Source organism: Candidatus Saccharimonadales bacterium (assembly GCA_039928925.1).
GTDB lineage: Bacteria > Patescibacteriota > Saccharimonadia > Saccharimonadales > Saccharimonadaceae > UBA6022.
This window is the reverse complement of record JBDSSF010000001.1, coordinates 1-21,016: the sequence shown is the minus strand read 5'-3', so window position 1 is coordinate 21,016 and position 21,016 is coordinate 1. Positions and strand designations below refer to the sequence as shown.

The 21,016-nt window shown below is 45.6% G+C and carries 22 protein-coding genes and 3 tRNA genes; 15 read left to right on the top strand and 10 right to left on the bottom strand.

Features of this window, described 5'->3' with window-relative positions; translation table 11 throughout:
- Window positions 1-43: 43 nt before the first annotated feature.
- A complete protein-coding gene (locus ABIS22_00125; GenBank protein MEO7740303.1) occupies window positions 44-1,291 on the bottom strand; it encodes a hypothetical protein in 1,248 nt (415 codons plus the stop codon).
- 123 nt (window positions 1,292-1,414) lie between these two features.
- Entirely contained in the window at window positions 1,415-2,140 is a 726-nt protein-coding gene (locus ABIS22_00120) for a hypothetical protein (GenBank protein ID MEO7740302.1), read from the bottom strand.
- A gap of 167 nt (window positions 2,141-2,307) precedes the next feature.
- Between ABIS22_00120 and ABIS22_00115 the strand changes: the two genes are divergently transcribed.
- On the top strand, window positions 2,308-2,433 hold the full coding sequence (locus ABIS22_00115; protein MEO7740301.1) for a hypothetical protein: 126 nt from the start codon (window positions 2,308-2,310) through the stop codon (window positions 2,431-2,433).
- A 1,688-nt stretch (window positions 2,434-4,121) separates the two neighbouring features.
- On the opposite strand, the gene ABIS22_00110 is transcribed toward ABIS22_00115, so the two are convergent.
- Both ABIS22_00110 and ABIS22_00105 read right to left on the bottom strand, forming a co-directional pair.
- Window positions 4,122-4,196 (bottom strand) — tRNA-Glu (locus ABIS22_00110).
- 125 nt (window positions 4,197-4,321) lie between these two features.
- The gene (locus ABIS22_00105; GenBank protein MEO7740300.1) at window positions 4,322-4,624 is read right to left on the bottom strand and encodes a hypothetical protein; all 303 of its coding nucleotides are present in this window, start codon (window positions 4,622-4,624) and stop codon (window positions 4,322-4,324) included.
- Between the two features lie 528 nt (window positions 4,625-5,152).
- Here ABIS22_00105 and ABIS22_00100 point away from each other — a divergent pair.
- From ABIS22_00100 to ABIS22_00085, 4 genes are all read left to right on the top strand, one after another.
- Entirely contained in the window at window positions 5,153-5,758 is a 606-nt protein-coding gene (locus ABIS22_00100; protein MEO7740299.1) for a hypothetical protein, read from the top strand.
- Between the two features lie 5 nt (window positions 5,759-5,763).
- Window positions 5,764-7,353 carry a hypothetical protein gene (locus tag ABIS22_00095; GenBank protein MEO7740298.1) on the top strand — a complete coding sequence of 530 codons (1,590 nt, stop codon included), beginning with the start codon at window positions 5,764-5,766 and terminating at the stop codon, window positions 7,351-7,353.
- 302 nt (window positions 7,354-7,655) lie between these two features.
- On the top strand, window positions 7,656-8,963 hold the full coding sequence (locus tag ABIS22_00090) for an LPXTG cell wall anchor domain-containing protein (GenBank protein ID MEO7740297.1): 1,308 nt from the start codon (window positions 7,656-7,658) through the stop codon (window positions 8,961-8,963).
- A gap of 96 nt (window positions 8,964-9,059) precedes the next feature.
- Entirely contained in the window at window positions 9,060-9,272 is a 213-nt protein-coding gene (locus ABIS22_00085) for a hypothetical protein (protein ID MEO7740296.1), read from the top strand.
- Here the strand turns inward: ABIS22_00085 and ABIS22_00080 are convergent.
- Window positions 9,255-11,456, bottom strand: coding sequence for a HAMP domain-containing sensor histidine kinase (locus ABIS22_00080; protein MEO7740295.1), 2,202 nt, complete (start codon window positions 11,454-11,456; stop codon window positions 9,255-9,257). The genes ABIS22_00085 and ABIS22_00080 overlap by 18 nt on opposite strands.
- 40 nt (window positions 11,457-11,496) lie before the next feature.
- Window positions 11,497-12,705 carry a hypothetical protein gene (locus ABIS22_00075; GenBank protein ID MEO7740294.1) on the bottom strand — a complete coding sequence of 403 codons (1,209 nt, stop codon included), beginning with the start codon at window positions 12,703-12,705 and terminating at the stop codon, window positions 11,497-11,499.
- A 60-nt stretch (window positions 12,706-12,765) separates the two neighbouring features.
- On the opposite strand from ABIS22_00075, the gene ABIS22_00070 reads away from it, so the two are divergent.
- A complete protein-coding gene (locus ABIS22_00070) occupies window positions 12,766-13,137 on the top strand; it encodes a response regulator (protein MEO7740293.1) in 372 nt (123 codons plus the stop codon).
- Here ABIS22_00070 and ABIS22_00065 read toward each other — a convergent pair.
- Window positions 13,124-13,945, bottom strand: coding sequence for a bifunctional 5,10-methylenetetrahydrofolate dehydrogenase/5,10-methenyltetrahydrofolate cyclohydrolase (locus ABIS22_00065; GenBank protein ID MEO7740292.1), 822 nt, complete (start codon window positions 13,943-13,945; stop codon window positions 13,124-13,126). The two genes, ABIS22_00070 and ABIS22_00065, sit on opposite strands and share 14 nt — an antisense overlap.
- 93 nt (window positions 13,946-14,038) lie before the next feature.
- On the opposite strand from ABIS22_00065, the gene ABIS22_00060 reads away from it, so the two are divergent.
- The gene (locus ABIS22_00060) at window positions 14,039-14,554 is read left to right on the top strand and encodes a DUF5684 domain-containing protein (GenBank protein ID MEO7740291.1); all 516 of its coding nucleotides are present in this window, start codon (window positions 14,039-14,041) and stop codon (window positions 14,552-14,554) included.
- Between the two features lie 130 nt (window positions 14,555-14,684).
- A tRNA-Lys gene (locus ABIS22_00055) sits at window positions 14,685-14,761 on the top strand.
- Window positions 14,762-14,832: 71 nt separating this feature from the next.
- On the opposite strand, the gene ABIS22_00050 is transcribed toward ABIS22_00055, so the two are convergent.
- A complete protein-coding gene (locus ABIS22_00050; GenBank protein ID MEO7740290.1) occupies window positions 14,833-15,054 on the bottom strand; it encodes a hypothetical protein in 222 nt (73 codons plus the stop codon).
- Window positions 15,055-15,194: 140 nt separating this feature from the next.
- On the opposite strand from ABIS22_00050, the gene ABIS22_00045 reads away from it, so the two are divergent.
- Window positions 15,195-15,602, top strand: coding sequence for a DUF6855 family protein (locus ABIS22_00045; protein ID MEO7740289.1), 408 nt, complete (start codon window positions 15,195-15,197; stop codon window positions 15,600-15,602).
- 79 nt (window positions 15,603-15,681) lie between these two features.
- On the opposite strand, the gene ABIS22_00040 is transcribed toward ABIS22_00045, so the two are convergent.
- Complete coding sequence (locus ABIS22_00040) at window positions 15,682-15,975, bottom strand: hypothetical protein (protein ID MEO7740288.1); 294 nt, start codon at window positions 15,973-15,975, stop codon at window positions 15,682-15,684.
- A gap of 119 nt (window positions 15,976-16,094) precedes the next feature.
- Window positions 16,095-16,171: transfer RNA gene (locus tag ABIS22_00035), tRNA-Arg, on the bottom strand.
- 70 nt (window positions 16,172-16,241) lie between these two features.
- Here ABIS22_00035 and murB point away from each other — a divergent pair.
- From murB to ABIS22_00005, 6 genes are all read left to right on the top strand, one after another.
- Complete coding sequence (gene murB, locus ABIS22_00030) at window positions 16,242-17,261, top strand: UDP-N-acetylmuramate dehydrogenase (GenBank protein ID MEO7740287.1); 1,020 nt, start codon at window positions 16,242-16,244, stop codon at window positions 17,259-17,261.
- A gap of 40 nt (window positions 17,262-17,301) precedes the next feature.
- Window positions 17,302-17,829: a type II secretion system protein gene (locus tag ABIS22_00025; GenBank protein ID MEO7740286.1), complete on the top strand. Its 528-nt coding sequence runs from the start codon at window positions 17,302-17,304 to the stop codon at window positions 17,827-17,829.
- A complete protein-coding gene (locus ABIS22_00020; protein ID MEO7740285.1) occupies window positions 17,826-18,224 on the top strand; it encodes a prepilin-type N-terminal cleavage/methylation domain-containing protein in 399 nt (132 codons plus the stop codon). The genes ABIS22_00025 and ABIS22_00020 overlap by 4 nt, the downstream gene beginning before the upstream one ends.
- Entirely contained in the window at window positions 18,211-20,241 is a 2,031-nt protein-coding gene (locus ABIS22_00015) for a fibronectin type III domain-containing protein (GenBank protein MEO7740284.1), read from the top strand. The genes ABIS22_00020 and ABIS22_00015 overlap by 14 nt, the downstream gene beginning before the upstream one ends.
- A gap of 80 nt (window positions 20,242-20,321) precedes the next feature.
- Window positions 20,322-20,819: a type II secretion system protein gene (locus ABIS22_00010; GenBank protein MEO7740283.1), complete on the top strand. Its 498-nt coding sequence runs from the start codon at window positions 20,322-20,324 to the stop codon at window positions 20,817-20,819.
- 84 nt (window positions 20,820-20,903) lie between these two features.
- A partial coding sequence (locus ABIS22_00005; GenBank protein MEO7740282.1) for a prepilin-type N-terminal cleavage/methylation domain-containing protein occupies window positions 20,904-21,016 on the top strand: 113 nt, incomplete at its 3' end.

The window sequence follows — 21,016 nt, the reverse complement described above, 5'->3', positions numbered from 1 at the left end:
GCAGTAGGTTTACGATAATGATTTGCTGCTTTATGAGCCATAGCTACACCGTTCTCCAGTTAGATCCATCTGAAATAAGATCGACAGAACTCCATGGAGCACCAGACGCTTGGTTTCCAATGGTAGTAGTTGCCGCACCATCAATTGTTTGTCCGCCAGAAGCGGCTACTGTTACAAGATTGTTTCCTCCCGAGATGGCATCAATTGTGTAGCGACCGACGTATCCAGCTGCTGTTGGCAGCGTTAATGTAAATGTAGCAGATGTAGCGTCTACCAAGATAACAGTGTCGTTAGCTGTGATAGTGTAGGCAGAGGTCTTAGTGACTGCTGCAACATTCAGTGCAGCACCGTTTACTCGTACGACCGATGGAGCTGTAGCGCTCCCGCCGAGGTCGCCAGCGAGTTGGATAATACCAAGCGTACTAGAGGTTGCGTTACCTGCACCAGCGGCAGGGCTAGACCAAGCTGCAGCAGAGGTGCTACTTGCCGTCAGGACTTGCCCTGTGGTTGGTGTACCCGTTACAGTGACTCCATTTACTTTAGCAACTACTGGAAGTGCCGCCGTACCCGCCAGGTCTCCCGCGAGTTGTACTTTACCTTTAGTGTTCGTTGTAGCGTCTGCTGTACCGCTACTGACTTGGGTATCTACGTATGTTTTTGTTGCGGCGTCAGTACCGTTTGTTGGAGTAGGTATAGTCACTGTGCCGGTAAAGGTTGGACTAGCCAGAGGAGCTTTACTCGTTAATCCAGGTACGGTAGGGGCTGCAGCTGTTCCAGCAAGATCTCCCGCGAGTTGTACGATACCTTTAGCTCCGGCTGTTGCGTCTGTCACAGTAGTACTTGAAACAGTTCCGGGCGCCCACTTGGTCGTCGTGCTGTTATAGACGAGTACTTGGTTATTCGTCGCACCGGTACCACCTTGAACGTCACCGATGTCGGCAACATTGAGGGTAACGTTTCCGCTCGTAGGCGTCTTGGTGTTAACTGTCTGTATAGCGGTGCTTGCAGCAGCGAGGCTGTTTTGGACGGCAGTAGTGAGATCAGTCGCGGGGATACCGGGACCTGGTTTCGTGTATTTGGAGGCTACGGCCGTAAGAGTAGTCTGTGTCGCAGTATCAAGGTCAGTTCCAGGTATGCCACTTCCTGGTTTAGTGTAAGTACCTGCTCCTGCTTGAGTAACGGCTGTCGAGATCAGTGTGCCATCAGGATTATGAGAAACATCAAGAAAGTCATTGAGAATAGTGCCCCAAGTGCCGCTATCTTGACCAGGTGTTGGGAGCCTTGCTGCCATAGGAGCTTATATATGTCCTTTTTAACTTGAATATGCTATTGGTTTAATGATACGGGGATTGGGGCGAGGAGTCAAGCACCAGTAGGCATCACTTCAAACTGAGCGACTCTTACAATACCCTGCTTACCTAATTGACTCAGCAATAACAGTAATTACTCGCGGAACGACCTCAAACGTTATATCGGTTTCATCAAAGTAACTGTCATCCATTTTTTCTTCTACGTACGCCATCAGCTTCTTTCTCTCTCCTTTTAGTCTGCGGGCAATGCGCACATTGGGATACGTCTCCCAGTCCCACTCGTTAGAATCATAGTCTTCAATATACTTTCGAATACGCTTTTTAACGAGAAATAGCGGCTGAGCATCAGTCAGCTCAACAAAGAAGTGTTCCTTCTTGTTCTGTACGTACAATGCGGGATACGGCTTTATCACGGCGTCGATAGATGAGAGCTCAGTTGCCGTTTGTATAACGGCGCTATCACCCAATGCTTCTTTGATTTCGAGGTAGGCCGTATGCACAGCGACTTGATAGTCGACGAAGACTGTTGACTTAGTTTTTTCTCTCATCCGCGCACTCAGCACGTCCTCGTTTAGCCCTAGCTCCGCTTGACGAAGATATTTTATAGCTTGTGGTGTTAAGAAGTAGCGAGCTGACTTATTCATCAGCCTATAGTTTTTATTATATTTGATGCCGAGATAGCCATTTCTATGTAATATTTTTAATGCACTATAGGCTGAGTTCTGCGTTAGGTTTTTTTGTTTTGCGATGTTATCTGTTGTGAGATATCTGAATAGGTATGCAGTTTTGAGAATGTTGATTTGTTTAGTGTTGAGTTTTCTGTTGCTCATAGTATACGTAGTATAAAAGAGAGAACATAAATAAACAATATTAACAGATAAGAATGATGGATAAACTTCTAAGTACGGTATTAGAATAAAATACAACGATTATCTGTTGATACTATCCCTATTTGTGTAGTATAATTATCCATATAAGGTAAGCTATGAGGGTAGATATGAGTAGACCTATAGGATCACAAAACAAGCAATTGCCACCGGAAACGGTCTACGCTGACGCATCTGAACGGCTTGACTACCTCGCAGCACTCCTGCTTGAAATAGTCGAGAAAGAGCTGTTGTGAGAGAGACTGTATGCACTCTGATCTAAGCGGTAAAGGTGCCATTGCGGCGATTCGTGTCTCTACCACTAAACAAGGTACCGACGGAGACTCACCTGAGGCACAAAAAGAGCAGATTGAGCGTTTTGCCGAAACAAAAGGCATCACGATTAAAAAGATCTTTGTCTTTATGGAGTCCGCCAGCAAAGAGCAGCAGCCAATGCAAGAAGCAGTCGACTACTGCAAGAAGTCCAAAAATGGCATCGATTTGTTTATAATCAAGTCAATAGATCGGTTCACTCGTGGTGGTTCCCTCAGCTACGATATACTAAAGACTCAGCTAGAGTCGAGTGGCGTTCAACTCGTTGATATATATGGGGTTATCGGCTCGCAACAAATTAACACCCTTGATCACCTTGGCTTTGAATATAAATGGAGTATCTATAACCCAACCAAAAAGTCAGAGATACTTGAAGCTGAACGCTCAAAAGATGAACTTCGCGACATCATGAGCCGTATGATAGGCGCGGAAATCCGTTATACGAAAAATGGTTACTGGATGCGCCAACCACCCTATGGATACAATAGCGAGAAGGTAGACACCAACCAGGGAAAGCGTACGTTACTACGACCGCGTGCTGAAGAAGCCGTATTTATTAAAATGATGTTTGAACTTCGTGCAGAAGGACTATTGAACGATCAGGAGATAGTCGACAAGCTTAATGACGCAGGCTATCACACACGGACACACTATATTTGCCATACCGATGACCTTACTAGAATAATTGCAAAGAAAGGTGGCAACATACTCACTGTCAAAAGTATGCAGCGTATTATCCAAAATACGATATATGCAGGTATCAATGTCGAGAAATGGACAAACTACGCTCCAGTGAAGTGTGTCTTTGACGGTCTTATAACAACGGACCTATTCAACAGAGCTAATCGAGGCAAGAAGTATATTGCCTACAACGCAGCCGATGGTGAATACGAGATTCAACGCCAAGCCCCAAAAAAACACCTGGTAGAGAAAGTTATGAATAATCCTGATTTTCCTTACAAGAAATTCGTGCTGTGCCCCGAGTGTAGAGGTACTTTACTTGGCAGCGCCTCTCGGGGGAAAACAGGGAAATATTATCCTGCCTACCACTGTAGCAATAAGGGTCACTACTTTCGTATACCAAAAGACCAAATGGACGAGCGAATCACACAATTTATTAGCCGTATTAAAGTGAACCAGGAGCAGGTAGACTTACTTCTTGCCACTGTACGCAGTGAGTTTGAACATCGCCACATGTTGACTGGCGATGGACAAAAAGCTCTGGATAAGCATATTCAGGAGCTCAGGAACGAGGCCGAGGCAACAATGAGTAAGATTATGCTGCTGTCTAATGCAACGGCTATAGCTTACCTAGAGAACGAAGTAGAGCGGATTCATAACAATATAATCAAGCTAGAGAAGGAGAAATTAGGGATGAAGAACAAAAAACCAATGAATATCGATCAAATACTGGTACGGGTACGGTATCTCCTGGAACACTTAGATCTACTACTGTTAAAACAGTCCGATCCACACAAGAAAGCCCAGTTATTTGGTGTATTGTTCGATACACTACCAACCTACGATGATTTAGATTATGGAACACAAAAAACACCCCTTTTCACAGGGGTGAATTCTGTATTTAAACTGTTGTCGATGGAAAAATCTCATATGGTGATCTCACGGAGAATCGAACTCCGATTGCCAGGATGAAAACCTGGTGTCCTAACCGTTAGACGATGAGACCATACGTGTAATTAACTAAGCGATTGTAACAAAAAAAGCCTCCTTTTTCAAGGGGCCATCAGTAAAAACCAGTGTCGGTGAAGTGTGTGGATAGATCTACACACACTTCACCGACGGGACAGAGGATCAGGTCTGGCTGACCAGATCGGGTTCGGGCTGCTGCGACTCGATGACAGACGCACCGTCACGGACGATCCGCAGCGCGTCACGCATTGCGCTCAGCTGGCACGACTTGACGGTCGCCAGTTTGGTGAGAACACCCATGGTCACCGTATCTCCGATGACCACGTCGAGAAGCGTTTCCGCCTTGAGCTCGAGTGACGATTCGCACCGAAGTCGCCTCCGGTCGCCTCGTGAAAGACGATCGTTCAGCAGTTGTGACAGCTCCTGCAACAATTCTCCGGTTGAAGAACGGTTGTCGATGGACATACGCTACCAACTCCTCTGTGCCGCACTATGCCTAAGGGATTTCCCTAGACGTGCTTGATATATGTTTATACGCTTATTGACAATATATGTCAAATATTACATATATAGTATACCTATAGTGAACAGCTACGCTACCCGTAGTAGGACATACTTTTTTATGATTTTAAAATAGCACAGACCATTGACATTTTAGCAATAATATGATAGATTAGTAACATCACTCGTACGTTCGAGAAATCTAAATGTGCGGGTGGGAACATTAACAAATCAGATCATTACAGCACATGTCCTAACTGCTGTAACCTGTAGCATCGTGCGTACAACTTAGTTGCCCGTATAATGCTGCAGTTTGCAGCGCCTACGTGATAGATTTATTTATCCGTAGAAGACATACTGTTTATTCATATACTATAGCTCTTCTACCCGTAAGGGTTAACAGCCAGTCGATATTTGTCGATTGACTGTTGACCCTTACCTGGGTGCAACCGATGGCATCGTGCCGTCGCAAACACCTTGAAAGGGTACGAAATGACCGAAATGAAGTACACGAAAACCGAACTGCACGCTCGCCTCGGCGGCCCGGAAGGGCTCAACGAGACGCGCAAAGCGCTCCGTGTCACCCTCAAAACGGAGATCGAAGCGCTCACGCAGCTCGGAGCGAGCGACCCGAAGACCACCGAGACCATTGCCAATCTCACCGATGCGTACAACCTCATCGGCAAGAAGTGGTGGTCGATCTTCGTGGTCGTCAGGGAGTTCATCAAGAACGACGACCTGACAAATGCCAACAAGCTCTACGGGGAACTCCTGCAGCGGTACTCCGCTGCATCCGATTCCCTCACGCAGAGCCTGCGCAGCCAGCTTCTCAGTGGTCCGGACGACAACAAGAGCGACATCCTCACTGGAGTGAAGGACGTGGTCAGCGCCTCATTCATGGGCGTGCCACCCCGTACTCCAGCAAAGCCCGTCGCTCGACCTGTTCGTCCGACCCGTCGACCGAATCCGCCCAGTGCAGAATCGATCGACACGGACAGCCCGAAGAAGGAGACCGCGACTTCCCGCCTCAGGCGTGTTGCTCGTGATTTCCGCATCAAGTACAGCCCCAAGGACCCCACCATCAACGAAGGAAAGTGACAACCATGTTCTGGATTTTCGTAGTGGTACTGGTGGTCCTCGGGATCGTCAGCTTCGCATTGGTTCTGCCGCAGTTCTTCGTACTCGCATGGATGGCAGCAGGATTTCTCCTGTTCACCACCTACGGGTACCCCGTCAACGGCTTGATCACCCTGCTTTTTTGGGTGATCTGGGTCATACTGGTCATCGTCGCGTTTGGAATCCCCAATGACTTCGGCTTTCGAGTCGTGGTCACCGGATTCTTGATTGCTGTGGCTATGATTCTCTTCTCACTTCCATGGGGAGGGGCGGCAACGCCTCCCGCCAATGCGGTGGTAGGGAGTCAGGCAACAACTGCACCGGCGACGGTGGTGGCAACTGCACCATCGTCGGCCTCGACCGCACAAGCTGCCGCTGCAACCAAGCAGCCGACTCCGGTCGGCGCAGGTAAAGCAGCAGCCGTGATCAAGACCAACCCGAATGAGTGGTTGGTGGACATGTCCACCAACGCTCATCACAACTTCATCGAGAATGGGATTGCGGGCGAAACCCCGAAGCAGAAGGCCGCCAACTTGTTGGAGGCTGCGAAGCACAATCCCTACACGCTCGCAACGCTTGGCTACGCGGCCAACATGTGGAACGACCCCAACAATGTCGGACCACTGTTGACCAAGAACAACGTCTATATCTCGCAAGAGGGACAGGCGCTCCACGCCAAGCTGGTGAAGCTGTACGCGACGGGTAAGCTCTTCATCGGGCTTGCCCCCGCCGATGCCATGAACACCGGCTACTCCTCTGAAGGAGTGACCGGGACGCGTGGCATTTCGGGTAACCGCAGTGCACTGATCATCCAGAAGGATAAGGTCACCGTTGTGACATTGGTGAGATGTGGAAACACAGTTCTCCCCCCTGTCACTCCGGCGGTTCCTCCCGCAAAGACGCCGCCGGTAACGACGACGCCCCCTGTGTTGACGACACCGCCTACATCAACGGTACCGACGACTCCGACGACTCCCACCACGCCGACGACGCCAACAACGCCGACGACGCCGGGAACTCCGACGACTCCCACCACGCCGACGACGCCTACCACTCCGACCACCCCCACGACGCCGACGACGCCTACCACGCCGACGACGCCGCCAGTCGAGTACTGCCCGCCTCCGGCTCCGCCGAAGACGCCAGTACCCAGCAATGGGTTGTGCCCGAAGCCTGGTGGAGTGGAACCATCGGAGTCGGGGAAGCCGACCGCACCATCTCCATCAGGACCGCCGGAAACGGTGGCACCGGTGGAGACGTCTCCGGCAAATCCGACAACGACACCAGGAGAAGAAGTGACTAACATCACTGCACCTGGTGCCACGACGGAACCGTCGGAGAGCTCGGTCGAAGCACCGAGTACCACCGATTCGACAATCGCCCCCGAGACATCCGACCCTGGGACTTCCAGTCCCGATCCGGATGCCAAGGTTGCGTTGACTTCTTCGTCGACCTCGACGACTCCTAGCAGCACTGCTGGAGCCTTCGCAGTCCCGTTCCTCTTCGGAGGAATGATGCTGAAGCGACGCAAGAACAGTCGTATCGTGCGTCGCCCTCGGGCAACGCAGAAGCACTAAACTTCTCAGGGAGGGGGCAACCGCGCTTGTCGCGCTGCCCTCTCCCTGCGGGAGTAGTATGTTGAATAACAGTATGTAACCCAGGGGCTCACCTCCCACGCCGCGTATTTATACGCACGTTGTTGATGGTGAGCTCCCGGGCTTACCCATGTTTTGTAATGATCTGATTTGTGTTCCCTAGTAGGTGTTCGTTAACAATTCTGCTCATATCAGAACATAAGTATTTACTTTTATAAACAATTGTGATATAATTCGATTAATTCCAATAAACCTAGCACGTGGAGTGCTAAAGGAGAAATGTTATGAATAAATTTTTCGCCGCGATTTCTCGTGCGCCAAAACGTACAGCTGGTCTTGCAATTATTGCAGCGGCCGTACTTGTCCCAGCAGCATTATTTGCCTGGGGACCAGATCGTCCAACGTTTACAATGGAAGTTCCTGCTTCGTATGTAACGTTTAACTCGATCACAAACAACCCAACACAGGGCGATGAACGAAACTTCGTTCAAATCAAAGAAGATACTGCACCTGCGAGTGCTTATGGTGAGAACGTTACGTTACAACCAGGTAAGACATACGATGTGTATTCTTTCTACCACAACAATGCAGCAAGCAACTTAAACGACGCAGCTCATAACTACGCTGGTATTGCAAAGAACGCATTCATGCGAACTCAGATGCCTGCAACAGTTAAAAGCGGCGAAAAAGCTCGCATCACATCATTTGTTGGTGCAAGTAATAGCAACCCTAGCCAAGTCTGGGACGAAGCTTATGCGACTGCAACAAGTGATGTTGCACTTCGCTACGTACCAAACTCTGCTGTGATTCACAGCAATGGTGCCGTAAACGGTGCGACACTACCAGACAGTTTATTTACTACTGGTACACCCCTTGGTTACGACAAATTAGACGGTACAGTACCTGGTTGTAACCAGTACGCTGGATACGTTGTATATAAATTTACAGTTGATCAACCAAACTTTGAAGTAACTAAACAAGTCAGCAAAAACGGTGCAAACACTTACGGTGAATCTGTAACTGTTAATCCTGGTGACGAAGTTCAGTACAAAATCCAGTACAAAAATAATGGTACAACTCAGCAAAATGACGTCGCTATCCGTGACGCACTCCCTGCTGGCGTCAGTTATGTTGCCGGAACTACTGAAGTTTCAAACAGCAAAACTAACGGTCAATGGACAAAGACTATTGATGGCGTTACAAGCCCATCTGGTCTTGCTATCGGTGCATACGCACCAACCGGTAATGCTTATGTCAAGTTCACAGCTAAAATTGCTGACAACGATAAGCTTGCAAAGTGTGGCGTTAATACACTTGTTAACACAGCAACTGCTGTAACTAACAATGGTAATAAGAGTGACACAGCAAATGTCGTTGTTAGTAAAACATGTGCACCAGGAACACCAGTACTATGTACTGTTCCAGGCAAAGAAACATTGCCAGTAAACAGTCCTGACTGTGTTACCGCACCTGTTACTGAACTACCTACAACTGGTATGACAGAAAACATCGTAAGCGTTCTAGGTCTTGGTGCACTTATTGCAGCAATCGCCTACTACGTAACAAGCCGACGTGCAGTTGCACAACGTTAATCGAGTCTGACCGCTCTCAACCTACTGAAGCATCAGCGCTCAGATCAAATTACCCCCGTATCATGCGGGGGTAATTTTTGTTATACTATATATATTATGGCAAAGCAAAAAAAGAAGCGTAACAAAGTTTATAAAGGCGTTGATGCTGCTATCACCCGCCCTACTATAACTCGTATTGAAGCTGCGAACCGTAGCAAGATAGGTCAGTGGTGGTTTGAGAAAAAGCGTTTTGCAAAGCCAGTTCTAATTGGTAGTGGCGTCGCGCTTGTCGTTATCTGGCTTATCACGGAACTACTGCGCGTTTTCTAGCGGCGGTTCAGACAATTTCTTTACCGGTAAACGGAAACCGAACGTACTTCCCTGACCTTCAACGGAATCAAATATCATTGAGCCTCCATGGGCAATGATAACTTTCTTTGCGAGAAATAGACCGACACCAGTTCCGTCTGGACGCTGAGTCCTGGCGTTAGTAGCGCGGAAGAACTTACCAAAGAGATGTTTTTGTTCGCCAAGCGGAACACCGATACCTGTGTCTTTCACGACAAATACCACATCACCATTTTCGACTGAAAGTCCCACTGAGATCGTGCTATTTTCGCGGGAGTAGTAAATGGCATTATCGACAAAATTCATAATGACCTGACGAAGCTTTCCTTCATCAAGGTAAAGAAGAGGTATGTGTGAAGGCCGACGATAACGAAGCTTCAAATCGTGTGACCTTGCTGTTGTTTGAAGACTATCAAGTTCCTGCTCCACTAGTTTTGCAAGATCGATCTCGCGACGATCAATCATAAATTTACCTGTCTGTAGCCTTGAAACATTCAAGAAGTCGTTGATGAGATGCACCATGCGCTCACTACTAGTAAAGGCCTCACTAAGTAGCTGCTTTTGTGCACCACTAATCTTACCTACGTCACCTTCAATCACCATGCTAATATAGCCCTTGACGCTTGTAAGCGGAGTACGCAGCTGGTGACTTGCCATACTGATAAACTCATCTTTTGTCGCATCAAGGTGCTGTAACTGAGCGTTTGATTCACGTAGTTCTTTTGTTGCTTCATCAATACGATGCTCAAGGGTTGCGTTAAGCTCTTTTATCTCCTGGACGGATAGTGCATTCTGGATTGCAATGACTAACTCATCTGAAATCGTTTCAATTGTATGTATGTCTCGTTTAGAGTAACGACCACTCTTATGCGTACCAAGCGCAAAAAAACCTATAATCTCACCAGGTGCTCTAAATAGCGGCAATGTAACGGCAACATCGTGCTGATTTAAAAGGCGGCTTTGAAACGAAGAGTCGTCGTCGAACAACTCAGTAATCACTGCATGATCGCCGTTAGTGCGCAAATACTCATTGATTTTATGCATGTCACTTGTTGAAAAATGATCGTGCTTGCCAGTACCGGCTGAAACATAATGACCGTCATCGTCATAAACGACAAAAAAGCCAAATTCTGAATGAAGCGTATTACTAATTTCAGTCGCAGCACGCTCAAGAAGCCCACGTAGATCTGTTGTTGATGTCAAAAGACTGCTAAACCGTGCGAAAAAGTCACCTCTACTGTAATAGTCTTGATAAAAAAAGTGATTTGTCAGACGATCGAAAAATCGCTTAATTGGCTGGAAAATAAATGCAAGCAGGAGTGCAAGCGCCATATTAATCAGACCCTGCGTCGCTGTTGATGTGTAATCTAAAATCCACTGCGAGATGCTATATGCAATTAATGCATATATAAGTGCAAGGCTCAGAATAGAGAGAAGATAGACGACTGTACGTACCGCATACAACTTAATATCGAGCAGCTGTCCTCTCATGACGCTCATCGTAAAACCGATTGCAAATATTACAACCGTCAGAGAGCCAAATTCAGCATACATTTGGCTACTTGTCATTAACGGAAGAATCACATTAAACGTAAGGCCAAATAGCACAGCTATGATGAGCGTGTCGAAAACTGTTTGAATGGCCCGGTGATCACGAGAGTTTTTTCGAACGATGAGTGTATTTAAAAACACGTAGCTAACGACTGCTGCAAGCGACATAAGGAGCCCTACAATATATGTAATGTATTGGCTTCCTCTTACGAATACATCGGCTTGATCTCCCTGGACGTAAATCTGATTACTAAAAAGTGCTAAAAGCTGTAATGTTAAGCCAACTGTTAATACGACATTCGGAAAATATTTCACCACAGTATGTAGCCGATTTCCCGGTAGCCACTTTTTGTGGGTCCCGAGTTGATGCACAAATATGAAGAAACTAATAATAGCGAGGCCTGGCCATACAAATGCAAGGTTATTCCAAAACTCCACTGCCTCGTGGGTATTATTTGAAATATACACAGTATCTTGCCAGGCAGCCAAACTTCCAATTGTAAGTATTAAAGTGACCCTCAGTCTTCGTGGAACTGTTGTCGCGAACATAACAACTAATATTACGAGGGCGACAATTATATTTGTCGTTAGCAGTAGCCAGAGTTCGAATAGCATAAGCATAGTATAGCGTGAAAGGTGGGTATACGTATACTGGCTATTTAACTGCTTCTAATTCACGAAAGATCCGTTTATTCCTCCGATTTTTCGCAACCTCTTGTAGTGTCGCAAGCCCAACAAAGCCAGCGATAGCTCCATCGACAATTGGCGGATAATGATCCCCTGTTCCAATAAGATATGCATAAGGCGTCGCAAAACCCCCAACAGCAGCCGAAGCCCCGACGAGACGGCGGCGGCGGGTCGTACCTGTCGCAGCCGTTGTAATTCCCCAGGTATACGGTGCAACAGTTACTAAATCCAATGCTAAAAATACTCGCCAATCACCGTGAAACTGATCTATAGCTGGGAGTGGTGCTGCCCTTGCAAGGGCATATGCTCCGAGCGCGGTATTAACCCAAGTCTTTGGACTTTTTACAAGCCGCTCGAGGCGTGGAGTTTTGACATATGGAATTCCTCTCCGTTCAAGAGCTGCCTTCGTCTCTTTAGACAATTTGTCGGCATTGACACCGGGAAGAGCTTCCATAAGATGATGCCGTTTCGCTTCTCCGTGAATACTATCATCATTGAGCGCGCTCGTTACAACAGATTGGGGATTAATCGCAACTGGAACTGTCATTGATCCCATATAGTCCATAGGCGCACCGAGTCTATGAATCTGATCTGGACCTAGAATAATTTCAAGTTGGCGAATAAGTGTCTCGTGAGTATTAAGAAGCCATAACTTATGCCCCTGGTCAAGTGACTCACGAAGAGCGGCAGAGTGAAGAAGCCAGGTTGCGTTCAGGTCACCCGAATGTCCTACCTCTTTATCTTCTCGCTTTACTGAAACGAGTCCTGATATTTCTACGACTTCGGAAGCTCTTAGGTCAACCAGCCGTGTACCTGCGACGTCCTGCACTTCTTTCGCATCAAGTGCAAAGTGCCTTGGAGTAGGGAGTGACATAAGTCCTTCTTTTTTTGTTGCAGCGATATATCGACACGCCGAGTAGCGCTGTCCATTTTCCGCAACTACATATGTAGCCCTGTCATTATATTCATCAGTAAACATGCCCCGTTCGTCAAGATCAACCGGTTCAATAAAGTGCTTATCAAGATAGACCTGGGTGTGCATTGACTGAGCAAACTCACGAACAACCTGTCCCTGCGTGGGATCGCGTGACGAGATCGTGTGCTTGCCACTACGAAACATGGGTGCTTTTGGTACTTCTGAAAGTCTTTCTGTGCCGTAGCGTTCAGCTGCTGTCATGGTCTTATCATACCATCACCACCTGTCCAGGTACTGCTTGTGGTATACTATTTTTAGTATATGACCAAAATAGCTATCATCGAAGACGACCCAGTAATTAACCAAATGTACCGCATGAAATTTGAAGCTGATGGCTTTGATGTGCAGCTTGCAGATAACGGCGAGCGTGGCGTTACTATGGTTGAAAAATTCCTGCCAGACATTATTCTACTTGATCTACAAATGCCCCACATGGGTGGCGCAGAAGCACTTGAAAATATCCGTGCGAAGAGTTGGGGTAAAACAATTCCTGTCATTATTCTTACAAATCTAGGCGAGGAAGAAGCACCAAAGAGCCTGCGTGCATTAGGAATTCATAGTTATATCGTCAAAGCCGATCTTACGCCGCGTCAAGTTGTTGGACGTGTCAAAGAAGCGCTTAATCTAGTGTAGTTTTCGCTGATTCAGTTGCTGCACGAATCACATGATCAAATAACGCTGTAATCGTAAGCGGGCCTACGCCGCCTTTTTCAGGTGTAATTGTAAGATCTTCCCTGGCGCGAACAGACTGATCAACATCACCTACGATCACGCCGTCTTCACTTGCAGTACCCGCATCAACAACGACAGCACCAATAGCAACCATATCGCTTGTAAGAAGCCCTGCTGATCCAGTTGCAGTTACTATAATGTCAGCGGATACTAGACTTGCTTTTAGGTCATCATCTCTTCCGACGATCGTGACATTGTAGCCTCCTGATTGCCATATTTTATACAGTGGAGCACCTACTAGTCTACCGTTACCGATAATTACAATCTTTTTGGTTTTTAGTTCCACACCGTAACCAACTAACAGCCAATTAATTGCTTCTGCAGTTGCGCTATCAAACGCTGCGTCCTTGCCAAGCCCATCAACATCTTTGCTTGGTGCGATTAAATTGACGATCTCATCAGTTTTCGTTGGATCAGTTAATGGTAGCTGAACAATAATGCCATGAATACTTGGATCAGAACTTAACTTTTCGAGTACAGCAGGCATATCATTATCATCAACAGTCTCGATAACTGTATCTATAAGTATGTCAGCGGCATATCGCTGTTTCATACGCACATAGGCTTCAATAACGGGTGAAGAGTCAGTGGCTTTTACGATCGCAAGAGTCGGCGCAACATGATCAGCCTGGCGAAGTGCGCGTACCTGACGAGCCTGACGCTCCTTAATAAATTCAGCAATTTCACTACCGCTAAGTATTTTTGTCATATCATTTATACTACCATATCAGGGGTCAAAAAGATATTTTCACCATCTCTTGACGTGATATAATAACCTGAAGAACCATAAAAAGGAGTCCAAATGAGTTTATTAACACAGTTAGCCCAGTCGTATACCTACACGACAACAGAGACGACCAATAGTGTCGATTCAGGAACCGCTCTTGCAATAGCAGGAACACTGATGGTCGTTTATGTGATAGTTCTCATTCTCGCATATGTCGTTCACTCATTCCTACTTAGTCGAATCTTCAAAAAAGCTGGTGTTGCTCCATCAAAAGCTTGGATCCCTGTCTATAACATATGGATCATGCTTGAACTAGGTGACCAAAAAGGATACTGGTCAGTCCTGATGTTTGTTCCAATTGTTAATATCGTTGCACTTGTCTTCTATGTTATTGCTGAACATAACATTGGACTTAAGTTTGGTAAAGAAGGTTGGTTTGTACTATTTGCAATCTTCCTCCCACTTGTTTGGCTTATCTGGCTTGCAGTTGATGATTCAAAATGGAACCAAAATCTCGCAGCAAACCCTATGCAGCCTCCTGTTTACCAGCCGCCAACAAATATACCTCCGACTCCACCAGCAGCTGTCTAATAAGTACTAAAATAATATGCCTCCGCTTACAATAAAGCGGAGGCTCTTATTTACAAATTACCCTTTATTTGCTATAGTTTTTAGAGTTAAATTGACGTAAAGTCGTACATTTCATCAACACACTATATATGGGCCAGTAGCTCAGCTGGTTAGAGCACCTGCCTCTTAAGCAGGGTGTCCGGGGTTCAAGTCCCCGCTGGCCCTCCAAATAAAGAACGTCGTCCTTTTCGCTACCGGTCGGCGTTTTTTATTTGGATTCAATATCGAATATTTAGTATCTACTTTTTTTGTAATCTGCTAATAAGATAAAGAACGCCCATAGTAACACCACCGACCGCAGTTATAATGACAAAAGCGTCCTGAAGCATCATAAGCCAGCTAGTATCAGTTGCTTTTACAATAGTCGCAACTACCCACACGATTCCCGTAGCGACAGCTGAACCTACAGTTATTGTTTGAGCTAAATTTCGATATGTCGTTATATTATTCTCTTTTGGCATAGTTACTCCTTATACATAGTATGGACCAAATATACTCTTTATATGTACACTGTACAAACTTGACGATAGAGATAAAAAGCAGCCTTTATTGTCGCATGCGAGTGGTATAGTTAAGTTATAACCTATAGGAAAGAACTACTATGGCTACTGGCAGTGGCACAAAGGAAAATCCTTGGCAACTAAAAACTCCCCCGCTATCTTCTGAATACCAGATGTATTTCGATACAAAATATGACAAGGAAGTTATTGTCTGCATCGTAGGTAAAACAACCCTCATATACGAAAGACGTGCAATCGATGATGCCTGTGCAATGCTAAAAGAACATGGTGGCTGGATGGAGCTCGGAAGCGCCGATGAGCAAAAACCTGCAAGAGAAAATACTATTGAGGCCTGGGCTCGCTCAGATAAAAATCCAATCGGTGGGTGGTACGTCCTAAAGAAAGGCCTCAGAGGAAGATTTGGCATGTATATGCCCCCATTACTTGAAGAGCTTGGCCTCGTTGAACTTGAGCATAACCCTCGCGGCAACCGAATTCGCATCAAATAGATCTCATTTACGGCAGACTAGAAAACAAAAGTTCCGCATCGATGACGCAGAGCTTTTGCTCGATGCGACGATGCGGAGATCAGTCCTTCTTGCCGATGATGTGCTTGGTGAGCGAATAGACTGCGATCATCGGTGATCCAACAATTGCGATCAACCCGATCGCCGTAACAGCCAACTTGGTCTGCGCCAGTACCGTTACCTGCTCGACGGGGAGACTGGGCGAACCAATGTTCTTGAAGATTGTGAAGAACAGGATGAGCGTGACTGTGGCTGCAATGGCCCACATCCCGACGATCGCAATTCCAGCACCAACCGAAAGGTTGACTGCTTTGGTTTCATCTTTTTCTATTGAGACAGACAATTTCTTATCCAATCGTTCGAAGGGCGAGTACTACTGCAATGAAATACTTGCAGTATTATATCATTTATAGGTATGTTAGTAAATTAATTTAGGCAAGAAAATAGACTTATCTTTCGATAAGTCTATTTTCTTGGTACACCCGGCTAGATTCGAACTAGCGACACCTGGTTCCGAAGACCAGTGCTCTAATCCACTGAGCTACGGGTGCATATCTCCGCTATTATAACAGATACCAGACGTATGAGCGACAAATTCCATAATGCTATAATAAAAATATCATGGAAATCCACACTAACATTCCTTTAAAAAATTACACGACGATGAAACTTGGTGGTAATGCGCGCTTTATGTCAGATGCCCACACTCCACAAGAAGTAAAAGAAATATGTGTTAATGCTGGAAAACAAAATCTTCCCGTCTTTATAATCGGCGGTGGCAGTAATGTCATAGCTCGCGATGAGGGGTTTAACGGAATCGTCATTCGTAATAGAATCATGGGTTTTGAAATAGTGGCCGATGACGCGTCTAGCACGACGTTTAAAATTGGCGCTGGTGAAAACTGGGATTCAGTCGTAAAAAGAACTGTTGATCTTAATCTTAGCGGTATCGAGGCGATGTCTGCTATCCCAGGTACTACAGGTGGGGCGCCAGTACAAAATGTAGGTGCCTATGGACAAGAAATTGCCGAAACTCTTGTATCTCTAGAGGCATACGACATTAAGACTGATGACTTTGTTAGCCTAAGTAGTGAAGAGTGTGGTTTTTCATACCGACATAGTATTTTTCGTGGAGATCAAAGTGGCCGTTATGTCATTACTTCCGTAAACCTTAGGCTATACAAGGCTGTACCCGCCCAGCCATTCTATAAAGCAGTTCAAGAGTATTTTGATGAGCATAATATAACACTATTTACACCCGATATTATTCGTAATGCCGTCATAGCTATTCGAACTGATAAATTACCCGATCCACTTGAGCGACCTAATACGGGATCATTCTTCAAAAATGCTATTGTTGAGGATTGGCAATTGGGAGACCTCAAGAAAGACTTCCCTGACATTCCAACTTATGACCTTGGTAATAATACATATAAAATTCCGACAGGATGGCTTATTGAGCAAGTTGGCTTTAAGGGTAAACTTATCCACGGTATGCGTGTTCATGATAAAAATGCACTCGTTCTTATTAATGAGGCTGCAACTTCTTACCATGACCTAGAGCTTGCCCGTGATGAGATTATTGGTGGTGTCCGTGATACATTCAGAATCATCATCGAACAAGAACCCCTCGAAATATAAAGCACTTGCGCCTATAGTCAAAACCTCTTATGCTTGATGTATGAAGCGTACTTCTGGCTTTACTATTGTTGAGCTGTTAATTGTGATAGCCATTCTTGGTATCTTGTTGACGCTTGTTGTCGTTAATCTTAGCTCGAGCCAAGTAAGCGCACGTGATGATGAACGTAAGGTTGATATTGCAAATATTGCCTCTAATTTGGAAACTTTCTATACTTCCGGAACAGACACATTATCCCCAGGCAGTTATCCCGGGGTTGATCAATTATCAAGTGAATCAAACTTTCTACTTGCCCTACGCGACTTAAACCCAGCGAATCTTCGGGCACCGGGATATACCGGTGGCACCATCAGCCTCGTCCCAGCAACAAATAATAATACAACGACAACCGGCGTCACCCCACAGCCTACGCCTACTCAGTACGTGTATCAGCCTCTCTCAAACTCAAAAAACGCGCCGACAAATGGAGGACTTTGTAATGCTACTGCCGATGCATGCCGTCAATATATTCTATATTATATGCTCGAATCAACCGGCACCGTTGTATCAGTTAAGAGTAAAAATCAATGACAAGTAGTAGTCAAACATACTCATCTGAATCTGGTTTTACAGCCATTGAGCTTTTAATCACGCTTTTTATTGCGGCCGTCTTTATTATTTCGGGCTATCAACTTTATTCTGCTGTCATGAGTGATGGTACGAGTGCACGAAACCAAGCAAAAGCTGGTAATATAGCTTATGAATATCTCAATAACTACGCAACGGCCGTTCCAGGAACATGTTCAGTGAACACGGATAGCCCAACTCCACCGACAGATTCTGGAGTCCCAAATATCTCAATCACAGTGAACACGACGTGTCCTTATGGAGATGGAGCAACGTTATCAAGGATAGAAGTTATTGTTAATTACGGTTCAGCAGTACCGCAGGCGGGAGTTAGTAGTGTCATTTATGCAGCTCAGTAATAAAAAGATACATGGCTTTACGCTTGTCGAGCTTCTTGTAGTTACGCCAATTGTATTACTTATTATTAGCTCATTTGTGGTTGTACTCATCAACCTTACTGGTGACGCACTCATCAATCGGGAGCAACTGGTTCAAGCGAAAGATAACCAAAGTGCGCTTGATCGTATTGAACAGGACGTTAGACTCAGTAATCGCTTCTTGGCACAGAATCGTACAATAATGAACTCCCCTCAAGGTGTTAACGATAATACGACTAATTTTACAAACGTTGGCGCAGGCAATGGTACTGCACTTATACTCCAAACAATTTCAACGGATAAAAACCCGATCGACACATCACGTAATCTTGTTTTTTTGACAAATAGCCCAAATGCATGTGCCAGTCCACTCGTCACGTCTAATTCACCGTACTATGTTAATATTGCTTATTTCGTTAAAAATACCAATCTTTACCGCCGAGTACTCATGACGTATAACCCATCACCCGCCCCATGCGTCACACCCTGGCAACAGCCAACGTGCACAACAGGATTACAGAATGGAAATACATGTATTAGTGAGGACTCAATACTTGCGACTGGGGTATCCAGTCTCAATCTTGACTACTATACTGACCCGAGTAGCTCGACAGCCATTACGGATGCTTCTTCAACATCACTAACAGTTACCCAACGTGACTCTGCTCTAGCAAACGCCAATTCAGTGAAAGCTTCAATTACCTTAGCAAAAACCATATCAGGACGGAATATCTCCTACTCAGGATCAACTCGTGTCACGAAGCTTAACAGCAGTGCGGTTGAACAGCCTAATGCGCCCGTTGTAACAGGTAGATTATCTGGTCCTGCACAAGTCACATTCACATGGCCAGCCATTTCGAGCGCAACATCTTACGTTATATCCTACAATATCAACGGAACTGGATGGATTGATGTGCCAGGTGGGACATCATCTACTTCTTATACGATCAATGCATACCGTAGTAATACTGTTTCAATTCGTGTAGCTGCCAATAATCCAACTGGTACATCGCCGAGTGGAACATCAAGTTATCTTATACCTGACTGGACAGCTTGTGCACTACAAAATAGCTGGGTAAATTACGGAGCTCCGCATGCTGCAGCAGCATTTACTAAAACTTCGGCAGACGTTGTCGTTCTCAAGGGTCTTGTTAAGAACGGCACCGGTAATGGTAGCGAGGTCTTATGTACACTTCCCCCAGGATATAGGCCTAGTTACCGCCTACTGTTTGAAGTAGCCGTAAGCGGAGGTGCTACTGGTCGTATTGATATTGATACGGCTGGCAATATAATCTGGGTCGGGGGAAGTACGAGTTGGACAAACCTTTCAGGCCTTACTTTTATCGCAAATGGTGACTATAATTTTACAAATTTAACAGCTTATAACGGCTGGGGCAAGTGGAACGACTCAAGGTTTGCGCCCGTTCAAGCTGCAAAAGATAGCCTAGGACGCGTACACATCCAGGGTCTTCCATCTAGCGGTACCGTTACTAACGGCACAAATATGTTTAAACTCCCAGCGGGATCTACTGTGGCAGGATTTGATCTCTATAATGCAAGCAGTAGCTCAGCCAATTCCATCATGCTTAGCGCATCAGGTTATATAGTGGCTAGAGGTCAAGCGGGAGCTGGATTTACATCTACTCAATTAATATACTTACCGACGCCTATACTTGGATGGACAGCAGCAACTCTCGGTAACGGCTGGGTAAATTACGGTGGCGGCTTCTCAGCCGCGCAGTATACCGAATCCGCTGATGGAATGGTGTTCATGAAGGGTCTTATAAAAAGTGGCACAACAACAAGTGGAACTGTCCTATTTACATTGCCGGTCGGTAAACGACCAAAAGAGATAATTATATGCAACATGGTTACCTATCCAACTACAAATAACTATGGGCGTGTCGATGTTTATCCAGATGGTACCGTCGTCCTTCGAGAAGGTGTTGATCCAGCATGGATAAGCCTCGCTGGATGTCCGTTCATATCAGAGCAATAATTTCATTAAGCTTGTGCTTGCAGATCATGCGTTGTATATTATTAGTAATACGCAGTGCTAAATTAGGGGGCGCATAACGAGTGAGTTTTGCAAACATTAAAAAAATGAAGTCAGAAAAAGGCTTTACGATCGTTGAGCTCTTGATCGTTATTGTAGTCATTGGTATATTGGCTTCAATTGTTATCGTTGCTTACAACGGGGTGCAAGGTCGTGCCAAAAGTTCAAAGGCACTTACTAATGCCCGTGCTGTTCAAGATTCAGCGGAAGCATACAACGGAGATAATGGAAGTTACCCTCTAACCCTAGCTGCTCTACGTGCAAACACCAACTCTGTTACGGTCCCTAGCACTGTTATTATAATTACTAACGCAGGTAACCCTGTCGCCGCAACACCAGTTACATCCCTTAATACATCCAACGGAGATACAAACATACAGTACGACTGCATGGGGCCAACAACATGTACTGGCACAGGTGGGCGGATTGTGTATTGGGATTTTGGGACAAGTAAGCCGTCTATAAATATTTTCTATCTAGGCGTCGCAACTTCTGCATCAACTTTTCTTGCTACCCCTTAAATGAGTACACTTAAAAATGCTTGCGCTTAATTATTAAACGTAGTATATTACAGACATAAAGTAATTAATTAGGGGGCACCTAGCATGAGTTTCGCAAATATTAAAAAAATGAAGTCAGAAAAAGGCTTTACGATCGTTGAGCTCTTGATCGTCATTGTGGTCATTGGTATTTTAGCCGCGATCATTATTGTTGCTTA